Origin of the sequence: Vibrio mediterranei, from assembly GCF_013364395.1 — a bacterium.
GTDB lineage: Bacteria > Pseudomonadota > Gammaproteobacteria > Enterobacterales > Vibrionaceae > Vibrio > Vibrio mediterranei.
Genome location: NZ_JABXGK010000001.1, coordinates 1,971,931 through 1,990,084 on the forward strand (window position 1 = coordinate 1,971,931; position 18,154 = coordinate 1,990,084).

At 43.4% G+C, this 18,154-nt stretch carries 15 protein-coding genes; 9 read left to right on the forward strand and 6 right to left on the reverse strand.

Annotation, left to right across the window (positions count from 1 at the left end; genetic code table 11):
- Nucleotides 1-1,224 (reverse strand): cysteine desulfurase-like protein, encoded by a 1,224-nt coding sequence (locus HOP38_RS09270; protein WP_198557918.1) that lies wholly within the window; start codon nt 1,222-1,224, stop codon nt 1-3.
- Nucleotides 1,208-1,867: a 2OG-Fe dioxygenase family protein gene (locus tag HOP38_RS09275; RefSeq protein ID WP_171389159.1), complete on the reverse strand. Its 660-nt coding sequence runs from the start codon at nt 1,865-1,867 to the stop codon at nt 1,208-1,210. Before HOP38_RS09275 ends, HOP38_RS09270 begins: the two co-directional genes overlap by 17 nt.
- A gap of 517 nt (nt 1,868-2,384) precedes the next feature.
- Between HOP38_RS09275 and trxB the strand changes: the two genes are divergently transcribed.
- The 3 genes from trxB (at nt 2,385) to cydC (ending at nt 6,955) form a co-directional block, all read left to right on the forward strand.
- The gene (trxB, locus tag HOP38_RS09280; RefSeq protein WP_107307306.1) at nt 2,385-3,338 is read left to right on the forward strand and encodes a thioredoxin-disulfide reductase; all 954 of its coding nucleotides are present in this window, start codon (nt 2,385-2,387) and stop codon (nt 3,336-3,338) included.
- 115 nt (nt 3,339-3,453) lie between these two features.
- Complete coding sequence (gene cydD / locus HOP38_RS09285) at nt 3,454-5,241, forward strand: heme ABC transporter permease/ATP-binding protein CydD (protein WP_198557919.1); 1,788 nt, start codon at nt 3,454-3,456, stop codon at nt 5,239-5,241.
- Complete coding sequence (cydC, locus tag HOP38_RS09290; RefSeq protein WP_198557920.1) at nt 5,234-6,955, forward strand: heme ABC transporter ATP-binding protein/permease CydC; 1,722 nt, start codon at nt 5,234-5,236, stop codon at nt 6,953-6,955. Before cydD ends, cydC begins: the two co-directional genes overlap by 8 nt.
- Before the next feature lie 102 nt (nt 6,956-7,057).
- Here the strand turns inward: cydC and HOP38_RS09295 are convergent, their stop codons facing one another.
- The 3 genes from HOP38_RS09295 to HOP38_RS09305 form a co-directional block, all read right to left on the reverse strand.
- Nucleotides 7,058-8,362 carry a hemolysin family protein gene (locus HOP38_RS09295; RefSeq protein ID WP_423250084.1) on the reverse strand — a complete coding sequence of 435 codons (1,305 nt, stop codon included), beginning with the start codon at nt 8,360-8,362 and terminating at the stop codon, nt 7,058-7,060.
- Between the two features lie 202 nt (nt 8,363-8,564).
- Nucleotides 8,565-9,659: a 3-phosphoserine/phosphohydroxythreonine transaminase gene (serC, locus tag HOP38_RS09300; protein WP_242456519.1), complete on the reverse strand. Its 1,095-nt coding sequence runs from the start codon at nt 9,657-9,659 to the stop codon at nt 8,565-8,567.
- A gap of 131 nt (nt 9,660-9,790) precedes the next feature.
- On the reverse strand, nt 9,791-11,071 hold the full coding sequence (locus tag HOP38_RS09305) for a DUF945 family protein (protein WP_198557923.1): 1,281 nt from the start codon (nt 11,069-11,071) through the stop codon (nt 9,791-9,793).
- A gap of 147 nt (nt 11,072-11,218) precedes the next feature.
- Here HOP38_RS09305 and HOP38_RS09310 point away from each other — a divergent pair, with 147 nt between their 5' ends.
- From HOP38_RS09310 to HOP38_RS09320, 3 genes are all read left to right on the forward strand, one after another.
- Nucleotides 11,219-13,171: an ATP-binding protein gene (locus HOP38_RS09310; protein ID WP_198557924.1), complete on the forward strand. Its 1,953-nt coding sequence runs from the start codon at nt 11,219-11,221 to the stop codon at nt 13,169-13,171.
- An 11-nt stretch (nt 13,172-13,182) separates the two neighbouring features.
- On the forward strand, nt 13,183-13,680 hold the full coding sequence (locus tag HOP38_RS09315) for a response regulator (protein WP_062459398.1): 498 nt from the start codon (nt 13,183-13,185) through the stop codon (nt 13,678-13,680).
- Nucleotides 13,681-13,990: 310 nt separating this feature from the next.
- Nucleotides 13,991-14,536: a hypothetical protein gene (locus HOP38_RS09320; RefSeq protein ID WP_006074729.1), complete on the forward strand. Its 546-nt coding sequence runs from the start codon at nt 13,991-13,993 to the stop codon at nt 14,534-14,536.
- Nucleotides 14,537-14,588: 52 nt separating this feature from the next.
- Here HOP38_RS09320 and HOP38_RS09325 read toward each other — a convergent pair whose 3' ends face one another.
- A complete protein-coding gene (locus HOP38_RS09325) occupies nt 14,589-15,179 on the reverse strand; it encodes a TfoX/Sxy family DNA transformation protein (RefSeq protein ID WP_006074730.1) in 591 nt (196 codons plus the stop codon).
- Between the two features lie 374 nt (nt 15,180-15,553).
- Between HOP38_RS09325 and HOP38_RS09330 the strand changes: the two genes are divergently transcribed.
- The 3 genes from HOP38_RS09330 (at nt 15,554) to HOP38_RS09340 (ending at nt 18,084) form a co-directional block, all read left to right on the forward strand.
- The gene (locus tag HOP38_RS09330) at nt 15,554-16,477 is read left to right on the forward strand and encodes an HDOD domain-containing protein (protein WP_006074731.1); all 924 of its coding nucleotides are present in this window, start codon (nt 15,554-15,556) and stop codon (nt 16,475-16,477) included.
- 90 nt (nt 16,478-16,567) lie between these two features.
- Nucleotides 16,568-17,473: a LysO family transporter gene (locus tag HOP38_RS09335; protein ID WP_006074732.1), complete on the forward strand. Its 906-nt coding sequence runs from the start codon at nt 16,568-16,570 to the stop codon at nt 17,471-17,473.
- A gap of 98 nt (nt 17,474-17,571) precedes the next feature.
- Nucleotides 17,572-18,084: a hypothetical protein gene (locus HOP38_RS09340; protein WP_006074733.1), complete on the forward strand. Its 513-nt coding sequence runs from the start codon at nt 17,572-17,574 to the stop codon at nt 18,082-18,084.
- The last annotated feature ends 70 nt before the right edge of the window (nt 18,085-18,154 follow it).

The following is an 18,154-nucleotide window of genomic DNA, read 5'->3' on the forward strand; positions in this document are numbered from 1 at the left end:
CTAGATATTCTCTATGGCATCGAAAAATCGGTCAACTTCTTCGAGAGTGTTGTAATGCATAAAACCGACCCGTAATACACCGCCCTTATCTTCTAGTCCGAGTTGTTTGACTAATCCTAGTGCGTAGAAGTGGCCATTCCATACGCAGATATTTTGTTCACCAAGAGATTTTGCCATCAATTCTGGTGAATGCTTACTTGAACGAAGGGCAAACGTCGGTGTGCGCCTGCTATGAGCCGAATCAGCTATTCCATAAAGGCTTAACGAATCACATCGCGATAGTCGCTCCAAAAAGTAGCGGCTTATTTGCTCTTCATGGTAACCAATATCCTTGAACGCGGACACAAGTTGTTGCCGTAAACTCTGCCCTTTACCCCAGCTAGCTAGATAACGAACCGCCTCAATGAAACCAGCCATCGCTTCAAAGTTTTGCGTGCCAGTTTCAAACCGCCCTGGGCCAATATCTGTTGCTGGTTCGACTTTATATGGTTTCAATGACTGCAACCACGTCGGTGAGATATAGGCTAACCCTAAGTGAGGTCCAAAGAACTTGTATGCAGAACAGACCAGAAAATCACACTCTAGGTCTTGTACGTCTACCAATGCATGTGGCGCAAAGTGAACCGCATCGACATAGACTAGTGCCCCCACCCGTTTTGCCAGCTCCACAATACGCTTAATATCAGTTATAGAACCAGTGGTATTGGACGCGTAAGTCACGGCGATCAATCTGGTTTTTTCAGAAATTAGACTCTCTAAATGTTCAAAATCCAAAGAGCAGTCACTTTCATCGACTTTAACCTGTTTGACCACCGCACCTTTGTCTTCTGCAGCTTGTTGCCAACTTGATACATTTGAGTAATGGTCCAGCGCCGTAACGATGACTTCATCATTAGGCTGCCAGTTTCTCGCTATCGCTCTACTCAACTGAAATGTCAACGATGTCATGTTGGCGCCAAACACGATGTTGTCCACCTCTTCGGCATTAAGTAGTGCTTTTCCATGGTGGCGGGCTTTTGTAACAAGCTCCACTGTTTCTTTGCTAGAAAAGTAGTGACCACCTACATTAGAATTGTACTGGCCAAGGTAATCCGTCATGGCTTTAAGAACTGAGCCTGGTACTTGAGAACCTCCGGGACCATCAAGGAATACCACTGACTGGCCGTTATAAGATTGATGAAGAGCAGAAAAGTGCTCTCGAGCAGAACTAGGAGTGAAGTGCATTGCGCATATCCTTAGCGGTTAATACAAACACGTCCATGTAGCCTGCGTTTTGATTATCAATACAGCGGATTGGCTGAGCATTGTGCCAAAGCTTAGAGTCGTCAAGGATAGCTACTTCCCCATTTTCCAGTACTTTTCTGAAAAACGGAGCTTCACCATTATCGTTGTAGAGCATGATCTCACCGCCTACGATGTTTTCTCGACCAATACCGACCAAGGCAATATGGTCAAATCCATCTTGATGTACACCTTCTGGAGCAACCTCGGTTTCATCGTAAACCGCTGCGATCCTCATCTGATGAATTTCAATTTCCTGTCCGTCAGGTAAGGCATTCGTGTTAACAAAAAGCGTAACCAGTTCCAACATCGCAGAGCTCTGCAGAGTCGATTCTAAAACAGGTTCAAACTGTCTAATCACATCGCCTTGAAAGTGGTTAAAATGCTCAGACTGAACAAAGCAATTATCACCTTTGTCTACAATTTGACCTTTTTCAAAACGCACCACCGAATAACGACGTAAGCGATATTTGCCATCAGCATGTTCCGTGTTAGGTAGCGTGGCAAAAGATGGGGCCAATTGTTCAGTGGAACGGCCACTCAGGCTAGTAAGATGTAATGTACTTTCAACACTATGTAGCATCATTAACTCCTTTCAATGTTATGCCAAAAACAATGTGTTTCACATTTTATTTACAAACCATTAAATATTAACAATTCTGCAAGATCAACATTTCACAGCCTTTTAAACCATACATTCCAACAAAAAGGAACAATCGCCTACAATAAACCAACTGAACAGCAGTATGCTCTAATTATCGTTTTCAACCCACTAAAAACCTAGCATTGTTAACTAGACAAGAAAATATTATGTTATTTAACAATGATTTATGGCAAAAATAACTATTAACTCATCGTCTTTGCAAAGGTGAATCGTTAAAGTGTTAGCCACCATCTAGATTATCAATCCTAGTATTTATCTCTAATCGGACGGAACAAATGGAAAATATGCATTTGATGCGTTCGATTAACAACTAACTGCTCAAAATGACATCAGTTATCACAAATCTAGTATTGATTAATTCACCGTAACCCCAATATATTAGGTAATTAAGATGCACCGATAGAAGGTGCAATAAGAATGACTGAAGTGAGACAACAAAATGGCTGACACAAAACACTGTAAATTGCTTATCTTAGGTTCTGGCCCTGCTGGTTATACCGCGGCTGTTTATGCGGCACGTGCCAACCTCGATCCTGTTCTAGTGACTGGAATGCAACAAGGTGGACAGCTCACAACGACCACTGAAGTGGAAAATTGGCCAGGTGATGCCGAAGGATTGACGGGCCCTGCTCTAATGGATCGTATGAAAGAGCACGCTGAGAAGTTTGAGACCGAGATGATCTTCGATCACATTAATAAAGTCGATTTCAGTACTCGCCCGTTTAAGTTGTTTGGCGACTCTCAGAGCTATACTGCCGATGCAGTTATCATCTCAACGGGCGCATCAGCCAAATACCTTGGCCTAGAATCAGAAGAAGCGTTCAAAGGACGTGGCGTTTCAGCTTGTGCGACATGTGACGGTTTCTTCTATCGCAACCAGAAAGTTGCGGTTGTTGGCGGCGGCAATACCGCTGTTGAAGAGGCTCTTTATCTATCGAATATCGCTTCAGAGGTTCACCTAATCCACCGTAGAGACACATTCCGTGCGGAAAAGATTCTCGTTAAGCGTTTGATGGACAAAGTAGAGTCAGGCAATATCGTCCTGCATACCGACCGCACGTTGGAAGAAGTCGTTGGTGATGATATGGGCGTCACTGGCGTACGAATTAAAGACACACAGTCAGAACAAATTGAACACATCGATGTTATGGGTGCATTTATTGCCATTGGTCATCAGCCGAATACTGACTTGTTCGAAGGTCAGCTTGAAATGAACAACGGCTATATTGTTGTGAAATCCGGCCTAGAAGGCAATGCTACTCAAACAAGTATTCCCGGTATTTACGCTGCTGGAGACGTGATGGACCATAACTACCGCCAAGCGATTACTTCAGCCGGAACAGGATGTATGGCAGCGTTAGATGCTGAGCGTTTCCTAGACGCACAGTCATAAATTTAACATTTCGTCTCATTATTTTTGAAAACAAGAAACCCATAGGTATGCCCTGTGGGTTTCTTTTTGTATAATCGCCGTTTCTTCTAATAATAATACTCATTAAGCCTTCTACATGGATAAGAAAAAACAACGGAGCTTGAATAATTGGCTCAAGACGCAAAGTAAGCTTGCTAAACGCTGGCTCGCTATTGCGATTGGCCTTGGCGTTCTTTCAAGCCTGTTTTTGCTAGCGCAAGCTGCGCTTATCGCCACAATATTGCACCAACTCATTATTGAGCATGTCGACAAATATGAACTCATTCCGCACTTCTTAGGGTTACTAGTAGCCGTTGCTGGGCGTGCTGGATGTGCTTGGGGGCGCGAAATCGCTGGATTCAAATGCGGCGAGCAGATACGTTGTTACATAAGGCAGCTCATCCTTGATAAGTTACGAGAACTAGGACCAACTTATATAAAAGGCAAACCTGCCGGCACATGGGCAACGCTAGTTCTTGAACAGGTGGAAGAAATGCAAGATTTCTTCGCTAAGTACTTGCCGCAAATGTCCCTCGCTGTTGCTGTCCCTATTATCATCCTTATTGTTGTATTTCCTATCAACTGGGCTGCCGGTCTGATTTTCCTTGTCACCGCACCACTTGTTCCTCTGTTTATGGCATTCGTCGGAATGAAGGCTGCCGACGCTAACCGTAAAAATTTTAAGGCTTTACAACGTCTTTCTGGTCACTTTTATGACCGATTGCAATCCATGACAACAATTCGTCTCTTCAATCGCACAGAAACTGAGACAGAGGTACTACGTGGTGCGTCTGAAGTATTTCGTAAACGCACAATGGATGTATTGCGACTTGCTTTCCTTTCGTCTGCGGTTTTGGAGTTCTTCACATCAATCTCCATCGCCATCACTGCCGTCTATTTTGGCTTCAGCTATATTGGTGAGCTTAACTTTGGTCATTATGGTGTCGGCGTTACCTTGTTCGCTGGCTTATTCATTTTGATTTTAGCGCCTGAGTTTTATCAGCCACTGCGCGACTTAGGTACTTTCTACCATGCTAAAGCACAAGCCGTCGGTGCAGCAGAAAGTATTGTCGAGTTCTTGGATACAGAAGTTACCGCATTACCACAGGGCAGTCAGAACATTTCTCACCCTCAAAGCATCTCTATCGAAGCAATAGATCTAGAAGTTTTCAGCCCTGAGGGGACTCGCCTTGTCGGTCCAATTAGCTTCAAAATAAACGCCAACGAAGCCGCTGCGTTAGTCGGCCCGAGCGGCGCAGGCAAAACCAGTTTGGTCAACGCCATTTTAGGATTTATGCCTTATCAAGGTTCATTAAAAGTGGCAGGTATTGAACTTAAAGACCTCAACCAAACCGACTGGCGTAAAAACATCAGCTGGGTTGGCCAAAACCCACTGCTACTTCATGGAACGATTCGCGACAACATCACCCTAGGTAATAATGATGTTAACCAAGAGCAAGTCAACAATGCTCTTTTGGCGTCGTTCTCGGCTGAGTTTGTCGAAAAACATGGTTTGGATTATCAAGTTACCGATCGTTCCGGAGGTCTTTCGGTCGGTCAAGCTCAGCGTATCGCGTTAGCAAGAGCAATGGTACAAAACGGTAACTTCTGGTTACTAGATGAACCGACTGCAAGTCTGGACGCCAAAAGTGAACGTCTTGTTACTCAAGGTATACACACCAGTACCGCAGGTAAAACGACATTGATGGTCACCCACCAGCTCTCTCAACTAAAGAACGTAGATACCATATTAGTGATGAATCAAGGCCGTCTGGAACAACAAGGCAGTTATGATTCGCTTTCAGACTCAGATGGCTTATTCAGCACCATGTTGTCTGCCCATCAATCATCCGTTGCTCAAGATAAGGGGAATTTAGATGCGTGATTTACTCCCTTACTTAAAACTGTATAAAAAGCATTGGTTTGGCCTGTCTTTGGGTATGCTTCTCTCCTTTGCAACACTTTTTGCGTCCATTGGCCTACTCACTCTATCAGGCTGGTTTATTTCTGCGGCTGCGGTCGCAGGCTTAACCATTGCTCGCGAAACTTTTAACTATATGTTGCCAGGTGCCGGTGTACGTGGCGCGGCAATGGCGCGCACCGCTGGACGTTGGGGTGAACGTGTAGTCAGCCACAACGCTACCTTCAAACTACTCACCGATCTTCGAATCTTCTTTTTCACCAAGTTAGCGCCGCTTATTCCCGGTAAAGCCGTCAACATTCGCGATGCGGATATGCTCAACCGTCTTGTGGCAGATGTTGATGCCATGGACCACGTCTATTTGCGTCTTGTTAGCCCAATTATCGTCGGTGTATTTGGTATCTTATGTCTGACCGCTGTTCTTTGTTGGTTTGACATGACGCTAGGCCTCACGCTTGGCGCAATTCTAATGCTGCTGCTTATCACGTGGCCAATCGTTTTCTACCGCTTGGGAAGCAAGAATGGGGAAGCGTTAACACTAAATAAAGCTGAGCTTCGCATTCGTACCTTAGACTGGTTACAAGGTTATAGTGAACTGACGCTTTTTGGCGCTGAATCTCGCTACCGAAAAGCTATTGTGACTGCGCAAGACAAGTTGATTACCAATCAGTTGGTTCATGCAAAAATATCTGGTATGGCTCAGGGTCTGCTGATTCTTGCTAATGGTTGGCTGCTCATACTGATGCTGTGGCTAGCAGCGGATGGCGTGGGTGGAAATCAACCTGATCCTCTAATCGCGTTAATGGCCTTTGCGACCATGGCAAGCTTTGAACTGCTTATGCCTATTGCAGGTGCATTCCAGTATCTAGGTCAGACGCTGACCTCCGCCAAGAGACTAAATGAGGTGATTCTAGCAACGCCGGAAGTCACCTTCCCTGACGATCCTGTGACGCATTCGAACGAGTACTCCATAGATATCGATCACGTTTGCTTTAGCTACCCAGACGCTAACGAAAAAGCACTTCGCGATGTGTCACTTTCTGTGAAGGGTGGACATCGTTTGGCTATTGTTGGTCAAACTGGTTCAGGTAAGTCAACGCTGTTGCAGCTCATTTCACGTTACTGGGATGTCGACCAAGGGAAGATTACCCTTGCCGGTGCTCAGATTCAAAACTGGAGTGAACGTCAACTTCGTGAAGCAACTAGCATTGTTAGCCAGAAAGTCGACATCTTGAATGGCACACTACGTGATAACTTGTTTATGGCGAAACCGTCCGCTTCTGATGATGAGCTTATCGCTGCTCTAGATAAAGTAGACTTGGCACATTTGGCTGAAGGCAATGGCTTGGACGCATGGTTGGGTGATGGCGGACGTCAACTTTCCGGTGGCGAAAAGCGCCGTATTGGTATCGCACGAGCACTGCTACATGATGCGCCGATCTTATTACTTGATGAGCCTACTGAAGGCTTAGACAAAAAAACTGAGCAACAAATCATGCAGTTGTTTGACCAACACTTTAACAGTAAAACGGTTATTTTCATCACTCACCGCTTAGTGCATTTAGAAACGTTTGATGCCATTTGCTTACTCGAAGACGGTGAAGTTTTGGAGTACGGCCAGCACCAAGCGCTTCTTGACGAGAAAGGTCGATACTACGAACTGCATCAAACGCTTTAACGGCTAATATTCATATTCACCATACGAAAAGCCCGCTTCCCTATGTCACTAACATATTGAAGCGGGCTTTTTCATCCACTTAATTTTAATGGCAACAGTTTTCTATTTATCCTGTTTCTCTGAATCTTGAGTTCCACACACTCTGTGTGCTCTTACTTGGGTGATGCGATTATTCTTAACCTTCAGTACTTCAAAGTCCCATTGTTGATAGCAAATGTGTGTCCCGGCTTTTGCCACACTCCCAACCTGCCAGGACAAAAAACCGTTCAAGGTTTGGAAGCCCTCATCAAACTCTCCCTCTAGTTCTTGAATATCCAGCTTATGTTTCAGCTCATTGATTGGAATTAATCCATCAATAATCCAACTTCCATCAGCAAGCAACTTAGCCCAAACTTGTTGCGGAGCCATCCCCAACTCCCCAGCAATAGACTTAAGCAAGTCATAATGAGTAACTAACCCTTGGACGTCACCATACTCATCAACTAAAAACGCCATCTCAGAGCTGGTTTGCTGCATGTGGTTGAGAAGAGCTAATCCTTTCATTGATTCAGGAACAAATCTTGGCTTACGCAACATTTTCGCGAGTTTACCCGCCGAAAGCACTTCATACTCATCCAATAGATTCTTTGAAGATACCGTACCAATGATGTTATCAAGACCGCCACGACACACGGGCCATACAGAGTGCTTGGTTTGCCTAAGCTCTTTGAGTGCTTGTTCAATTGGTTTATCTATATCAAGATGATGTATGTCGCTACGGGGCGTCATAAGTGACGTTACCGCTCTATCATTTAGATGCAATAAATTGCGGATCATCACCAATTCTTGCTGTTCTATAGCGCCTGTTTCTGAACCTTCTCGCACTAAAGAAATGATGTCTTCTTCGGTCACGCAATCGCTTTGTCCCTCCTTTTGACCAAGGAGACGAAGCACCGCATCAGTGGATACCGATAAAAGCTTAACAAAAGGGCTGGTTAATAATGATAGCCAATGTATTGGATAGGCAACGAGAATAGCAATTCGCTCTGCGTTGTTTTGCGCAAGCCGCTTTGGAACTAACTCTCCTACGACGATTGCGAAATAAGTAATCGATATAACTACGCTTGCTGTAGCCAAAATATTCGCAAGTTCAGGGTCTACGCCTTTTGAGTGCAACCAGACTGACAAGGGCGCAGATAAAACTGCCTCACCAAATATCCCGCTGAGAATACCGATTGCAGTAATACCGATTTGAATAGTAGAGAGGAATAATGTGGGGTTATTTTTAAGCTTTAACGCAAGTTGCGCAGATTTCTGTCGTTCTGCCATTTTTCGCAGTCGACCACTTTTCGCTGCCACTAATGCGATTTCTGACATGGCAAATAAACCATTCAGCCCAATTAAACTTGCTAATAAGATAATGTCCATAAACCGATCCAGTGATGCACACATAGCAAGCATAAACGAGTTGTCAGCGATGAAGCTGTGAATCAGTGCATAATTACTGAGTCCTATTTATTGGGTTATTTATGGACACAATAGATAATATTAATAAGAGAGAAAATTGCCATTTACCCAAAAGAAAAGCCGAGCTTAACTGCTCGGCTTTATTAGAAATAGTCAGTACCGTTTAAGCGAACTGCTCTTCAAACTCTTTCATGAAATCCACTAACGCCTGTACACCTTCGATCGGCATCGCATTGTAGATTGATGCGCGCATACCACCTACGGCGCGGTGGCCTTTCAGTGCGCGCAAACCACGTTCATCTGCCAGTTCCAAGAATTTAGCATCTAGTTCAGGTTTTGATAGCTGGAACGGCACGTTCATTAGCGAACGGTTGTTCTCGTGTACATTGTTGTGGTAGAAGTCAGAAGCATCAATGTGATTGTAAAGAATCGCCGCTTTGTCTCGGTTAATCTTCTCAATTGCAGCAACACCGCCCTGCTCTTTCAGCCACTTAAACACTAAACCAGACAAATACCACGCAAAAGTTGGCGGCGTGTTGTACATAGAGTCTTTTTCAGCGAGCACTTTGTAATTTAAAAATGTCGGTAGGACATCGTTGGCTAGATCAAGCAAATCATCGCGTACAATCGCAATACAGATACCGGCAGGTCCAATGTTCTTTTGCGCGCCCGCATAAATAACGCCGTACTTAGACACATCGATTTGACGTGAAAGAATCGTCGAAGACATATCCGCTACAATTGGTAGATCAGTCTGCGGTAGTTCATTGATTTCAATACCGTCGATGGTTTCATTTGGACAGAAGTGAACGTATGCCGAGTCGGCATCAATGACCCATTCACTCACAGGTTGAACCGCAATTTTTCCATCTATTTCTGTCTTCGCTTTATGCACGACAGGTGTACAGTATTTTTCAGCTTCATCAATCGCACTTTCGGCCCAGTAACCTGCGTCAATGTAAGTTGCTTTGGTCTTTGAACCCAATAAATTAAGTGGTACAGCAGAGAATTGTGCTCTCGCTCCACCTTGGCAGAAAAGTACTTTATAGTTGGAAGGAATATTTAGCAGGTCTCTTAAATCTTGTTCAGCCTCATCCGCAACCTTGATGAAAGGTTTACTTCTATGGCTGATTTCCATCACCGACGTACCCAAATCATTCCAATCAAGCAACTCAGATTGTGCCTTTTGTAGTACCGCTCGAGGTAACCCAGCAGGACCAGCACTGAAATTGAATACGTTTTGTGAAATCGGCTCCATGACCTTTATACTCCTGACTAAATACATAAAGAAGTGCCAGTAATATCACGTTTTTACGGAGATAAAAAGCAAGAAAAGAGGCCATCAGACCTCTTTTCTAATCACGAGTGTAATTTGTACTCACTTAGCGATTATTGCCCCATTGATTGCCCCATCAAGAGCGGCAAGAAAAGTGCAACTAGTGGAATTTTCTGGCCATTGGCAAATACCAGTTGACCGCCTTCAATATCAGCCTTCATTTGATAGCCTGCATCTTGTTGCGTCACCATCTCCATCACTACCAATTCATCAATACCTTGAGCAAGCATCGGGTTAACATTCACCATGCCTTCTGACATATACGCGTTCATGTTACCAGTCAGCGCTGGCATCACCACACTTGGATCACGTGATACATTTTCAGTCCCTTCAGGCACTTTTAGTAGCCAGTTAGATTTGAACTCATCGTCCGCTACTTTGAAGTGCATGTCGTTCATCGCAACGTTAAAGCCACGCGCAAACAACGTCTCAATCAAAGGGGCTAAAGTAGTAATATCTGCTTGCGCGATAGTTGGATTAGTTTGATACAAGTCGACCAGTCCTTCGAATGATTTTCTATCTAGCGAGGTTAGCGCAAAGTCGACCTTGAGGTCGCTCAGTTGACCACCATCCGGATAGTTCATATTGCTCATACTGAATATGTGTTGGGTATCAATGCGATCCGCTTCAGAATCAAAAGACGATTTGAAGGTGTAGCCAAGATCATCAATATTCAAAATGCTAGTATGCATTTCATCGAGAATGGTGAAGTTTTTTAACGTCACACTCTGATCACCAAGCCAAAAACCTTGCTCTTTTTTCCCAACACCATTTGCAGACAAGTCTGTTAATGTCAGTTGTTCACCGTTTTCAAAATCCAATTGAATCGAAGGGATATTAGCATTGAACGTCAACTGACCTAGAACGGTTGCAGTACCTGTTGCCACTGACGGAGAAATAGACATGCTAACTTTCTGTGCATCATCTCCTTGATAACTCCAACTATCGAGTGACAATTCAAATTCAGTATTACCATTCAGCTGCGTCACTGTTTTTAACGCGAGAGGGAAATCAGGATAATTCTGGATATGCGAGTTCGCTGTTAAGCTGAATAAACCGTGACTAATTTCACTTTGAACCACAATTTCTGTGGGCAAACCATCCACTTCTAACTGTTCCTTCAGAACAGGATCGTTAACTTGGTAGCGTGTTTCTACGTTAGAAGAAAGGTAACCGCGATCGTAAGTTACAATCTCTGCTGTGACACCTTCGTTGTTTAGTTGCTCTACACCATCCTCAACAACTTGCTGCCCGATATGTCCAACAGCCAGTGGCCAACATAAAACAAGCGCTACTGCACCGCCGATTGCGCCATATTTTTTCAATTGATTCATAGAGTATTTAAGACATTTTGTGAAGTATATTTCATTCAGTCTAACTCAAGTCGCTAGGATCTCCAATCTCATACCTAGTTCTCATAACCCCATGCTTTTTATTGATATATTAAAATTACTGTTGAGAGAATCGAATAGCGCAGGTTCATGACAAAGCGAAATCAATACGCCGTACTCTGTTTAGACAATGATCTGATTAATTTGGACACTCTGGATACTGAGCTGTCTCTCTATCAGTCGCACTTTGATATTCATCTGGTGACGTCCATCAGTGAAGGACACGAACTGTTGCAATATATCGGTGCTCAAGGACAACAGCTGGCGATGGTAATTGCCAGACATAGTCGTCTTTTCGATGGTGGAGAGTTTCTTGTTCAGCTAGAACAAACTCGTCATGCTCAATCAGCGCGAAAGATACTGGTGAGCCGAACTAACTTCCAAGACGTTCAAGCGATTTTAAATGCCGTCAACGAAGGACGACTAGACCACTGCCTTACTCTACCCTTAGAACAAAAAGAGTTACACAAAACGGTCGTCAAAGAGCTCACTCAATTCGTTATTACTCACGAGAAAGACAACCTACTTCATTACGGCAAAGTACTCGATCAACAGAAGATTCTCCGCGCCCACATTGACCAAAAAATGCATTCCTATCGGGCCAGTTTTATTCACGATTTTCATGAACTATCAGACAAAGAACTCGCCGCCCAAGTCATTGAATCTCTTTTGGGATTTTTTGCCGAAAAAGACGAAACTCGTGCGGTAAGAGAGTATTCGCCCGAACACCTGTTAACCGTTGAAGGCCAGCCTAATGAATTTCTGTGGTTTATCGTCGAAGGTCAGGTGACACTGTATAAAAAAGATGAGTTAGGTCAACAGCGTGAAGTAGTACGACACAGTCGAGGCGGTATTGTCGGCGGTATGTCTTTTGTAACTGGCGAATGCTCGTTCTCAACCGCTATGACATTGACCGCAACGCAAGTTATTAAGTTAGATAGAAAGGTATTCACTCAAGTAATGCATTCTAATACCGACTTACTGCCACTCTTCACTAACTTGTTGCTGAGACACTTTAACCGTCGCTTACAACGTAGTATTGATACTAAACTCGAGCTGCAAAAGACATTGGAATCATTGGAATCGGCCCATCAACAGCTCATAGAACAAGAAAAAATGGCAATGTTAGGGCAGCTTGTCGCAGGTGTTGCCCATGAGCTAAACAACCCAGTTTCTGCGATTTTGAGAGGTGCAGAGACCGTTTCAGAGAAAATTGATTCTATACTTAAGCAAAACCATGACCCAGCCACTTTTGAACTCGGATTGAATGTCCTTGAGCAAGCTAGACACTCCACACCACTCTCCACCTCGGAAATAAGAGCAAGAACTAAAAAGCTTCAAGAGACGCTCAAAGAGCGCCGACTAGCCAAACGACTGGTCAACCTCAACTTACAAGGTAATGAACAGCTTTTAGCGCAAGCAACGCTGTCACCAGATAAGCTAACGAGTGAGCTAGATAAACTTGAGAACTTTCAAGTAACCGGGGCCACTCTGCGTTCTATTCAAGTGTGTGCCCAACGAATTGCCGACATGGTCAAGAGCCTAAAAGGCTATGCGAGACCAGATAATGAATCTTACGAATGTGTCGACTTACATGAAGGCATCGAAGATACGTTAGTCATTTTTGAGAACCGACTAAAACGGCACTCTCTCATTAAAGAGTATGGAAAGCTCCAACCGGTACTGTGCAAACCCATCGCCTTGCAGCAAGTTTGGACCAACCTTATTTCTAATGCGCTAGACGCACTCCCTGAAAAAGGGCAGCTGACAATTCGGACTGACTGCGTCGCTCGGGAAGGTTCGCCATATAACATGTATCAGTTTATCGACAATGGTGCTGGCATTCCTCCCGATCAACTTGAGTCGATATTCGAACTTAACTTCACGACCAAGAAAGAAGGCAACTTCGGGCTGGGTATCGGTCTTTCTGTTTGCCAACAAATTTTGAACCAACATAAAGGCTGGATAGAAGTCGACTCTGAAGTTGGTGTTTATACCAATATGTCTGTACTCATCCCTGTCGACAACGATGACAAATTATAAGGACTATTACGATGAGCGAATACCTAATCCTATGTGTAGATGATGAGCGAGAAGTGTTGGACAGTGTTCTACAGGACCTCGATGATTATGAGGAACATTTTGTTGTCGAAGGTGCTGAATCAGTTGATGAAGCAAGAGAAGTGATTCAAGAACACGCTAAAGATGGTACAAGACTGGCATTGATTCTCTGCGATCACATCATGCCGGAACAAACAGGCGTCAGCTTCCTTATCGAGCTTAGTGAAAATGAAGAGTTCAAGCACTGTCGTAAGGTATTACTAACAGGACAAGCAGGCCACGAAGATACAATAGAAGCTGTCAATCATGCCTGTCTTGATTTCTACATTAGTAAACCATGGAAAGGCGATCACCTGAGAGAAGTAGTTAAACAGCAACTTACTGATTTTGTGATAGAACACGATAAGAACCTCGCCCCTTGGGGACGAATCTTAGACACCGAACGGATTTTTAAGGCCCTATCAGATAATCGAATGAGCTTTGGCGAATGACCGAGTTTTATCCCAAGTGCTAATTCTGTGAACTATAACTTTATAACAGACTGTAGTTGTGGGAATTATAGCGTGGCTACTCTCAGGTTTTCTGTTACTAATTCCTTACAGAATGCGGACGTTTTGATTGAAATCTGTATGACAATGTAAATTTTTGGGAATTTGCCCTCGTTAAAGACACTTTTTATTGGTGAATCAATCACAAATTGGATTATCATACTCCGATAATGATTGTCGCCATAAGCTTGATGCGACGCGCGTGCTTCTTATGGGCAAGGAATTAATTTCAACAAAAAGGTTTAGAGACACTATGCGCAAAACTCTATTAGCCGCTCTGATGGTAATCACTTCTCAGCAGGCGTTTGCAAACCAAGAAGAACCACGAGCTACAATGAGTAACTTCAACTATGATTACGCTGAAGCTCGAATTGGTGCAAGTCCGATGACATTCGGTGCTGCAATTAGCAAGTCAATCCACCCTAACGCTCATATCGTTGGTAGCATTGATTCTAAGTTTGAAGGCGATTACGACTTTTCTGGTGGTGTTGGCTTCCACGCTCCGGTAAATAACTGGGCGGACTTTACTGGTGAAATGCTTGCTCACATCCACGATAGCGGTGAGCATCACAAAACAGACACAGGTATGGAAGTTAACCTAGGTGTGCGCCAATGGTTAGGTCCACAGCTTGAGATTGGTGGTAAAGCCGGTTACCTGAACGTTGGTGATAAAGATCGTTGGATGGGTAGCGTATATGGTCGCTTCCACTCAACTGAACTATTCTCACTAGGCTTAGAGGGCCGTATCAACCATATCTATGGTGATCAACTTATGTTTACTGCTCGCTTTGCATTCTAAGGCTATTAGCGAACGGTTCGAAAAAGGTCGTGCTAAGCACGACCTTTTTTATTTAATCAATTTCTGAGCAGTACTGTAGCAGTTGCTGTTTACGGGGGTCTTGAATCAACTTCCAGTGTATTCCCTCAACCGCCCCTGCAAATTTCCAAAGCAATTTTACATCCACATCATTGCCATAGGTTCTTTTTACTTTATTGAACACTTGCGGCGCACCCAACTCCAAGAATGTTTTTACATCTTCAATGCCAGACTTCTTCACCATACGTTCGAGCGTGAGCTGCATATTCGGTAGGTCTCTAAGTCTTCTATTTTCTACAGACTTTTTGCTCGATTGCTGTTCAACAGAATTAGTAATGGAACGCTGCACTAAGTCACTTAGCATCGGTGCTCTTTCATTAAACAACGCCGTAATGTCATAGTAATTAACGGTTGCTGTAGATTGCTTTTTAACATGCCTAAACTTTTCACAATTTAGGTTTTGTAGCGTCTCGTCTAAAGCACAGCCACCACGAATAAAAACTCTATCGTTACTGATAAGCGCATACATAGCACCGTCTTTAAACAGCCCTGTACCACCAAACATGGAGCGCTTTTGAGAGATACCGAATTGAATTGTGTAGTCGTAAAAAGATTGCTCTATCATTTCCTTTGATCCTTAATCTTTTACCCCGATTAATACGATCACCAGAAATAGCAGCGGATAAATGCGAAAAAATATTATTTAGAGTCAGTCAAGATAAGTAGTAACTGCTCTGTTTGTTTTATGTGTAATTATAATAGTTCACAATGCAAAATAAGTCTGGCTCAACGTCACAAATGTGCGACTTAAAAGCAAAAGCTTTGCGAGTCACTTCACATGATTCCTATTATACAACCGATTTCATTAACAATTTTCTAATTGAATGGTGTTTCAAACGTCAAACAATTGACCTAAGACTACATTTTGGCATTTAGGTTATTGTCAATTGTAAAGCCTGACAGGTAAACTGACCTTCTATCTCCAGCTGTCGAAATCTTATGAACCACTTATCTTTTTACTGGCTACCAGACAACCAACAATTATTTATAGAGAGCTTAGAAACCGAATTTGCTGAGCTCGTAGAACAATCAATTAATACCGGAAAAATATCTCTTCCTCCAATTTCCGAAGTTGTTCTCAAGATTCAAAAACTGTGCTCCTTAGAGTCCACCGGGATTTCGGACATCGCAAATTGCCTATTAGAAGATCCTGGACTAGCAGCCATCGTGCTCAAAGTCGCCAACTCTGTCATCTTTAATCGTGGCAATGTGACCTGTAAGGACCTTAATACCGCAGTCTCTCGCTTAGGTATCCTTCGTGTCAGAGATATTGTGACTGCCCAATCAATAGAACTTCTTAAGCACTCCGTCAATCTGACTGAGGAATGTAAGGATGTTTTGGTACAAAGTGCAGCAGTATCAAGAGAGCTCGCTGCGACCATGGTGATGGTCACCCAAGCTTTCCAAGATCAAGCGCCGACAACCTATCAATATCTTGAGCAAGAAAAAGCGTTACTTGTTGGCTTCCTAGCAGACATTGGACTGTTCTGCCTAGTCAACGAGTATCACCTCTATTTAGAGAAAGGCAACTACCTTGACTCCAACCTCGCGATGCAAATATTCCACTCGCGATGCCCTATCACCAGTGAGCAAGTATTAAAAACTTGGGGCTTCGACAATGACTTTATCGAAGTGGCGTCGAATCAACCTAAGTCTCTAGAGCGACCGGAAGTGTCTTATCTCGATATAGCACGAATCGCCAATCACGTGTTGTTGTATCGAAAGCAAGATCACGAAGCATTAGAAGAACATGAAGTTGAAATAAACGTAGATGGCGCAGAAGTGCTGTATAAGTTAACGACGATGTCTGATCAGGAATTCAAAACCAAGACATCAGAAATTATCCGCTCAGCAGGAATGTAGGAGAGCAATCTCCTATCTCACTCTTGTTTTTGTGAAGTAAACCTCTCACAATACCGCATACGCTAATAATAACGAAGGATCGTCGCGTCAATGTTTTCAGGGATGCTGTATATTTTTACGCCGCTAGTCATCGGTTATTTTTTTTCTATTAATAATAAATCATTGCTTGAGACGTTAAATAAAGCGACCTCATGGCTGATTTACATCATCTTGTTCCTAATGGGACTGAGCCTAGCCGCATTAGATAACTTCGGAAGCAACCTCAAGACCATTGTTACCATGACATTGGTGTTCTTTGTGTCAATCGGTGCCTGCAATTTGCTGTCTTTACCCCTGGTCGACCGTATTCTGCCACTAAAGACCGAAAATCTGACAAGTAACCTACCCCTTTCAGCCATGGCGTTAGAATCACTAAAGCTTATATTAGTGGTCGGTTCAGGCCTAGTAGCCGGCCTATTGTTGCCAATAGGTTTAGGCTGGGTAGAAACTGCCAGTGAGTGGATTCTGCTCGCTCTACTATTTTTTATCGGTATTCAATTAAGAAACAGCGGACTCACGCTAAAACAGATTCTGGTAAATAAGCAAGGCATGGCGATCGCACTCATTATTGTCGTGAGTTCTCTCATAGGTGGTGCAATTGCTGCAATGGTACTTGATATCTCTGTCTACAAAGGTCTTGCTATGGCGTCAGGATTTGGGTGGTATTCACTAGCAGGAATTCTAATGGGCGATGCATTTGGACCAGTTTACGGTGGCGCATCTTTTATGATTGAACTGTTAAGAGAGCTGGTTGCACTTGTCTTTATCCCATTGTTAATCACCAGAAAACCCTGTACCGCCATAGGTTATGCAGGAGCAACTGCGATGGACTTTACCCTACCCGTCATTCAAAGCACTGGTGGCGTAAGATGCGTCCCAGTCGCCATCGTTAGTGGTTTTATTTTGAGTCTATTGGTACCAGTGATGATGTTATTTTTTGTATCACTTGCTGGTTAGATCGCAGGAAAACAGCGATTTTTCAGATATGCTTCGCTATCAAAACAACAATAAAGACGTATTAATAATTTAGTTAGCCCAATTCAAAGGACAATATAATGAAAAAATGGCTTATCGCAGCAATGCTCGTCGGAACTTCTTTTTCCTCATTTTCAGCTGACACGCAATGCTTAGAGAAGAAATACGATGCTTATATCGATGCATCTATCCAATGGTATGATGATCTCGTTCAATTAACGACCCAGCAATATCCAGAACTTGAAAGCGTTGGACAATGGTTTCTAGATGGTCGTAAAAACCATTTTGAACTTAATCGCGAGGCCGTTCATTACTACTTAAAGAACGAACCAACCAAAGTAGCAACTGAGCGCTCTATCGAAAGTTGGCTACAACTAGAACAACAAGATGTAAAAGCGCTAGCACAGCGTAATGATATGTTAGGTAAAGCTGCTGCTAAGAGCTTCGCTGATCGTCAAGCTAAACCTCATGAACAGAACTACGATCTGCGTAGCGCATTTGCTGATTTACTCAGCCACCCAAAGAAGATCGACACCGCACTTAATAAATACAACTCGGCTATCCAGAAGGTAGAAAAAACCGAGTGTAAATAGTGGATTAACGACATTTAAAAAGCTGGCAAACTGCCAGCTTTTTGCATTTTATTTGACCATTCACACAATG

Bases quoted from the DNA above. Each gene is read 5' to 3' on its own strand.
- HOP38_RS09315 (WP_062459398.1), top strand. From the start codon at position 13,183: ATGAGCGAATACCTAATCCTATGTGTAGATGATGAGCGAGAAGTGTTG.
- HOP38_RS09320 (WP_006074729.1), top strand. From the start codon at position 13,991: ATGCGCAAAACTCTATTAGCCGCTCTGATGGTAATCACTTCTCAGCAG.
- HOP38_RS09325 (WP_006074730.1), bottom strand. From the start codon at position 15,179: ATGATAGAGCAATCTTTTTACGACTACACAATTCAATTCGGTATCTCT.
- HOP38_RS09305 (WP_198557923.1), bottom strand. From the start codon at position 11,071: ATGAATCAATTGAAAAAATATGGCGCAATCGGCGGTGCAGTAGCGCTT.
- HOP38_RS09270 (WP_198557918.1), bottom strand. From the start codon at position 1,224: ATGCACTTCACTCCTAGTTCTGCTCGAGAGCACTTTTCTGCTCTTCAT.
- serC (WP_242456519.1), bottom strand. From the start codon at position 9,659: ATGGAGCCGATTTCACAAAACGTATTCAATTTCAGTGCTGGTCCTGCT.
- HOP38_RS09275 (WP_171389159.1), bottom strand. From the start codon at position 1,867: ATGATGCTACATAGTGTTGAAAGTACATTACATCTTACTAGCCTGAGT.
- HOP38_RS09340 (WP_006074733.1), top strand. From the start codon at position 17,572: ATGAAAAAATGGCTTATCGCAGCAATGCTCGTCGGAACTTCTTTTTCC.
- trxB (WP_107307306.1), top strand. From the start codon at position 2,385: ATGGCTGACACAAAACACTGTAAATTGCTTATCTTAGGTTCTGGCCCT.
- HOP38_RS09295 (WP_423250084.1), bottom strand. From the start codon at position 8,362: ATGGACATTATCTTATTAGCAAGTTTAATTGGGCTGAATGGTTTATTT.
- HOP38_RS09310 (WP_198557924.1), top strand. From the start codon at position 11,219: ATGACAAAGCGAAATCAATACGCCGTACTCTGTTTAGACAATGATCTG.
- cydC (WP_198557920.1), top strand. From the start codon at position 5,234: ATGCGTGATTTACTCCCTTACTTAAAACTGTATAAAAAGCATTGGTTT.
- cydD (WP_198557919.1), top strand. From the start codon at position 3,454: ATGGATAAGAAAAAACAACGGAGCTTGAATAATTGGCTCAAGACGCAA.
- HOP38_RS09330 (WP_006074731.1), top strand. From the start codon at position 15,554: ATGAACCACTTATCTTTTTACTGGCTACCAGACAACCAACAATTATTT.
- HOP38_RS09335 (WP_006074732.1), top strand. From the start codon at position 16,568: ATGTTTTCAGGGATGCTGTATATTTTTACGCCGCTAGTCATCGGTTAT.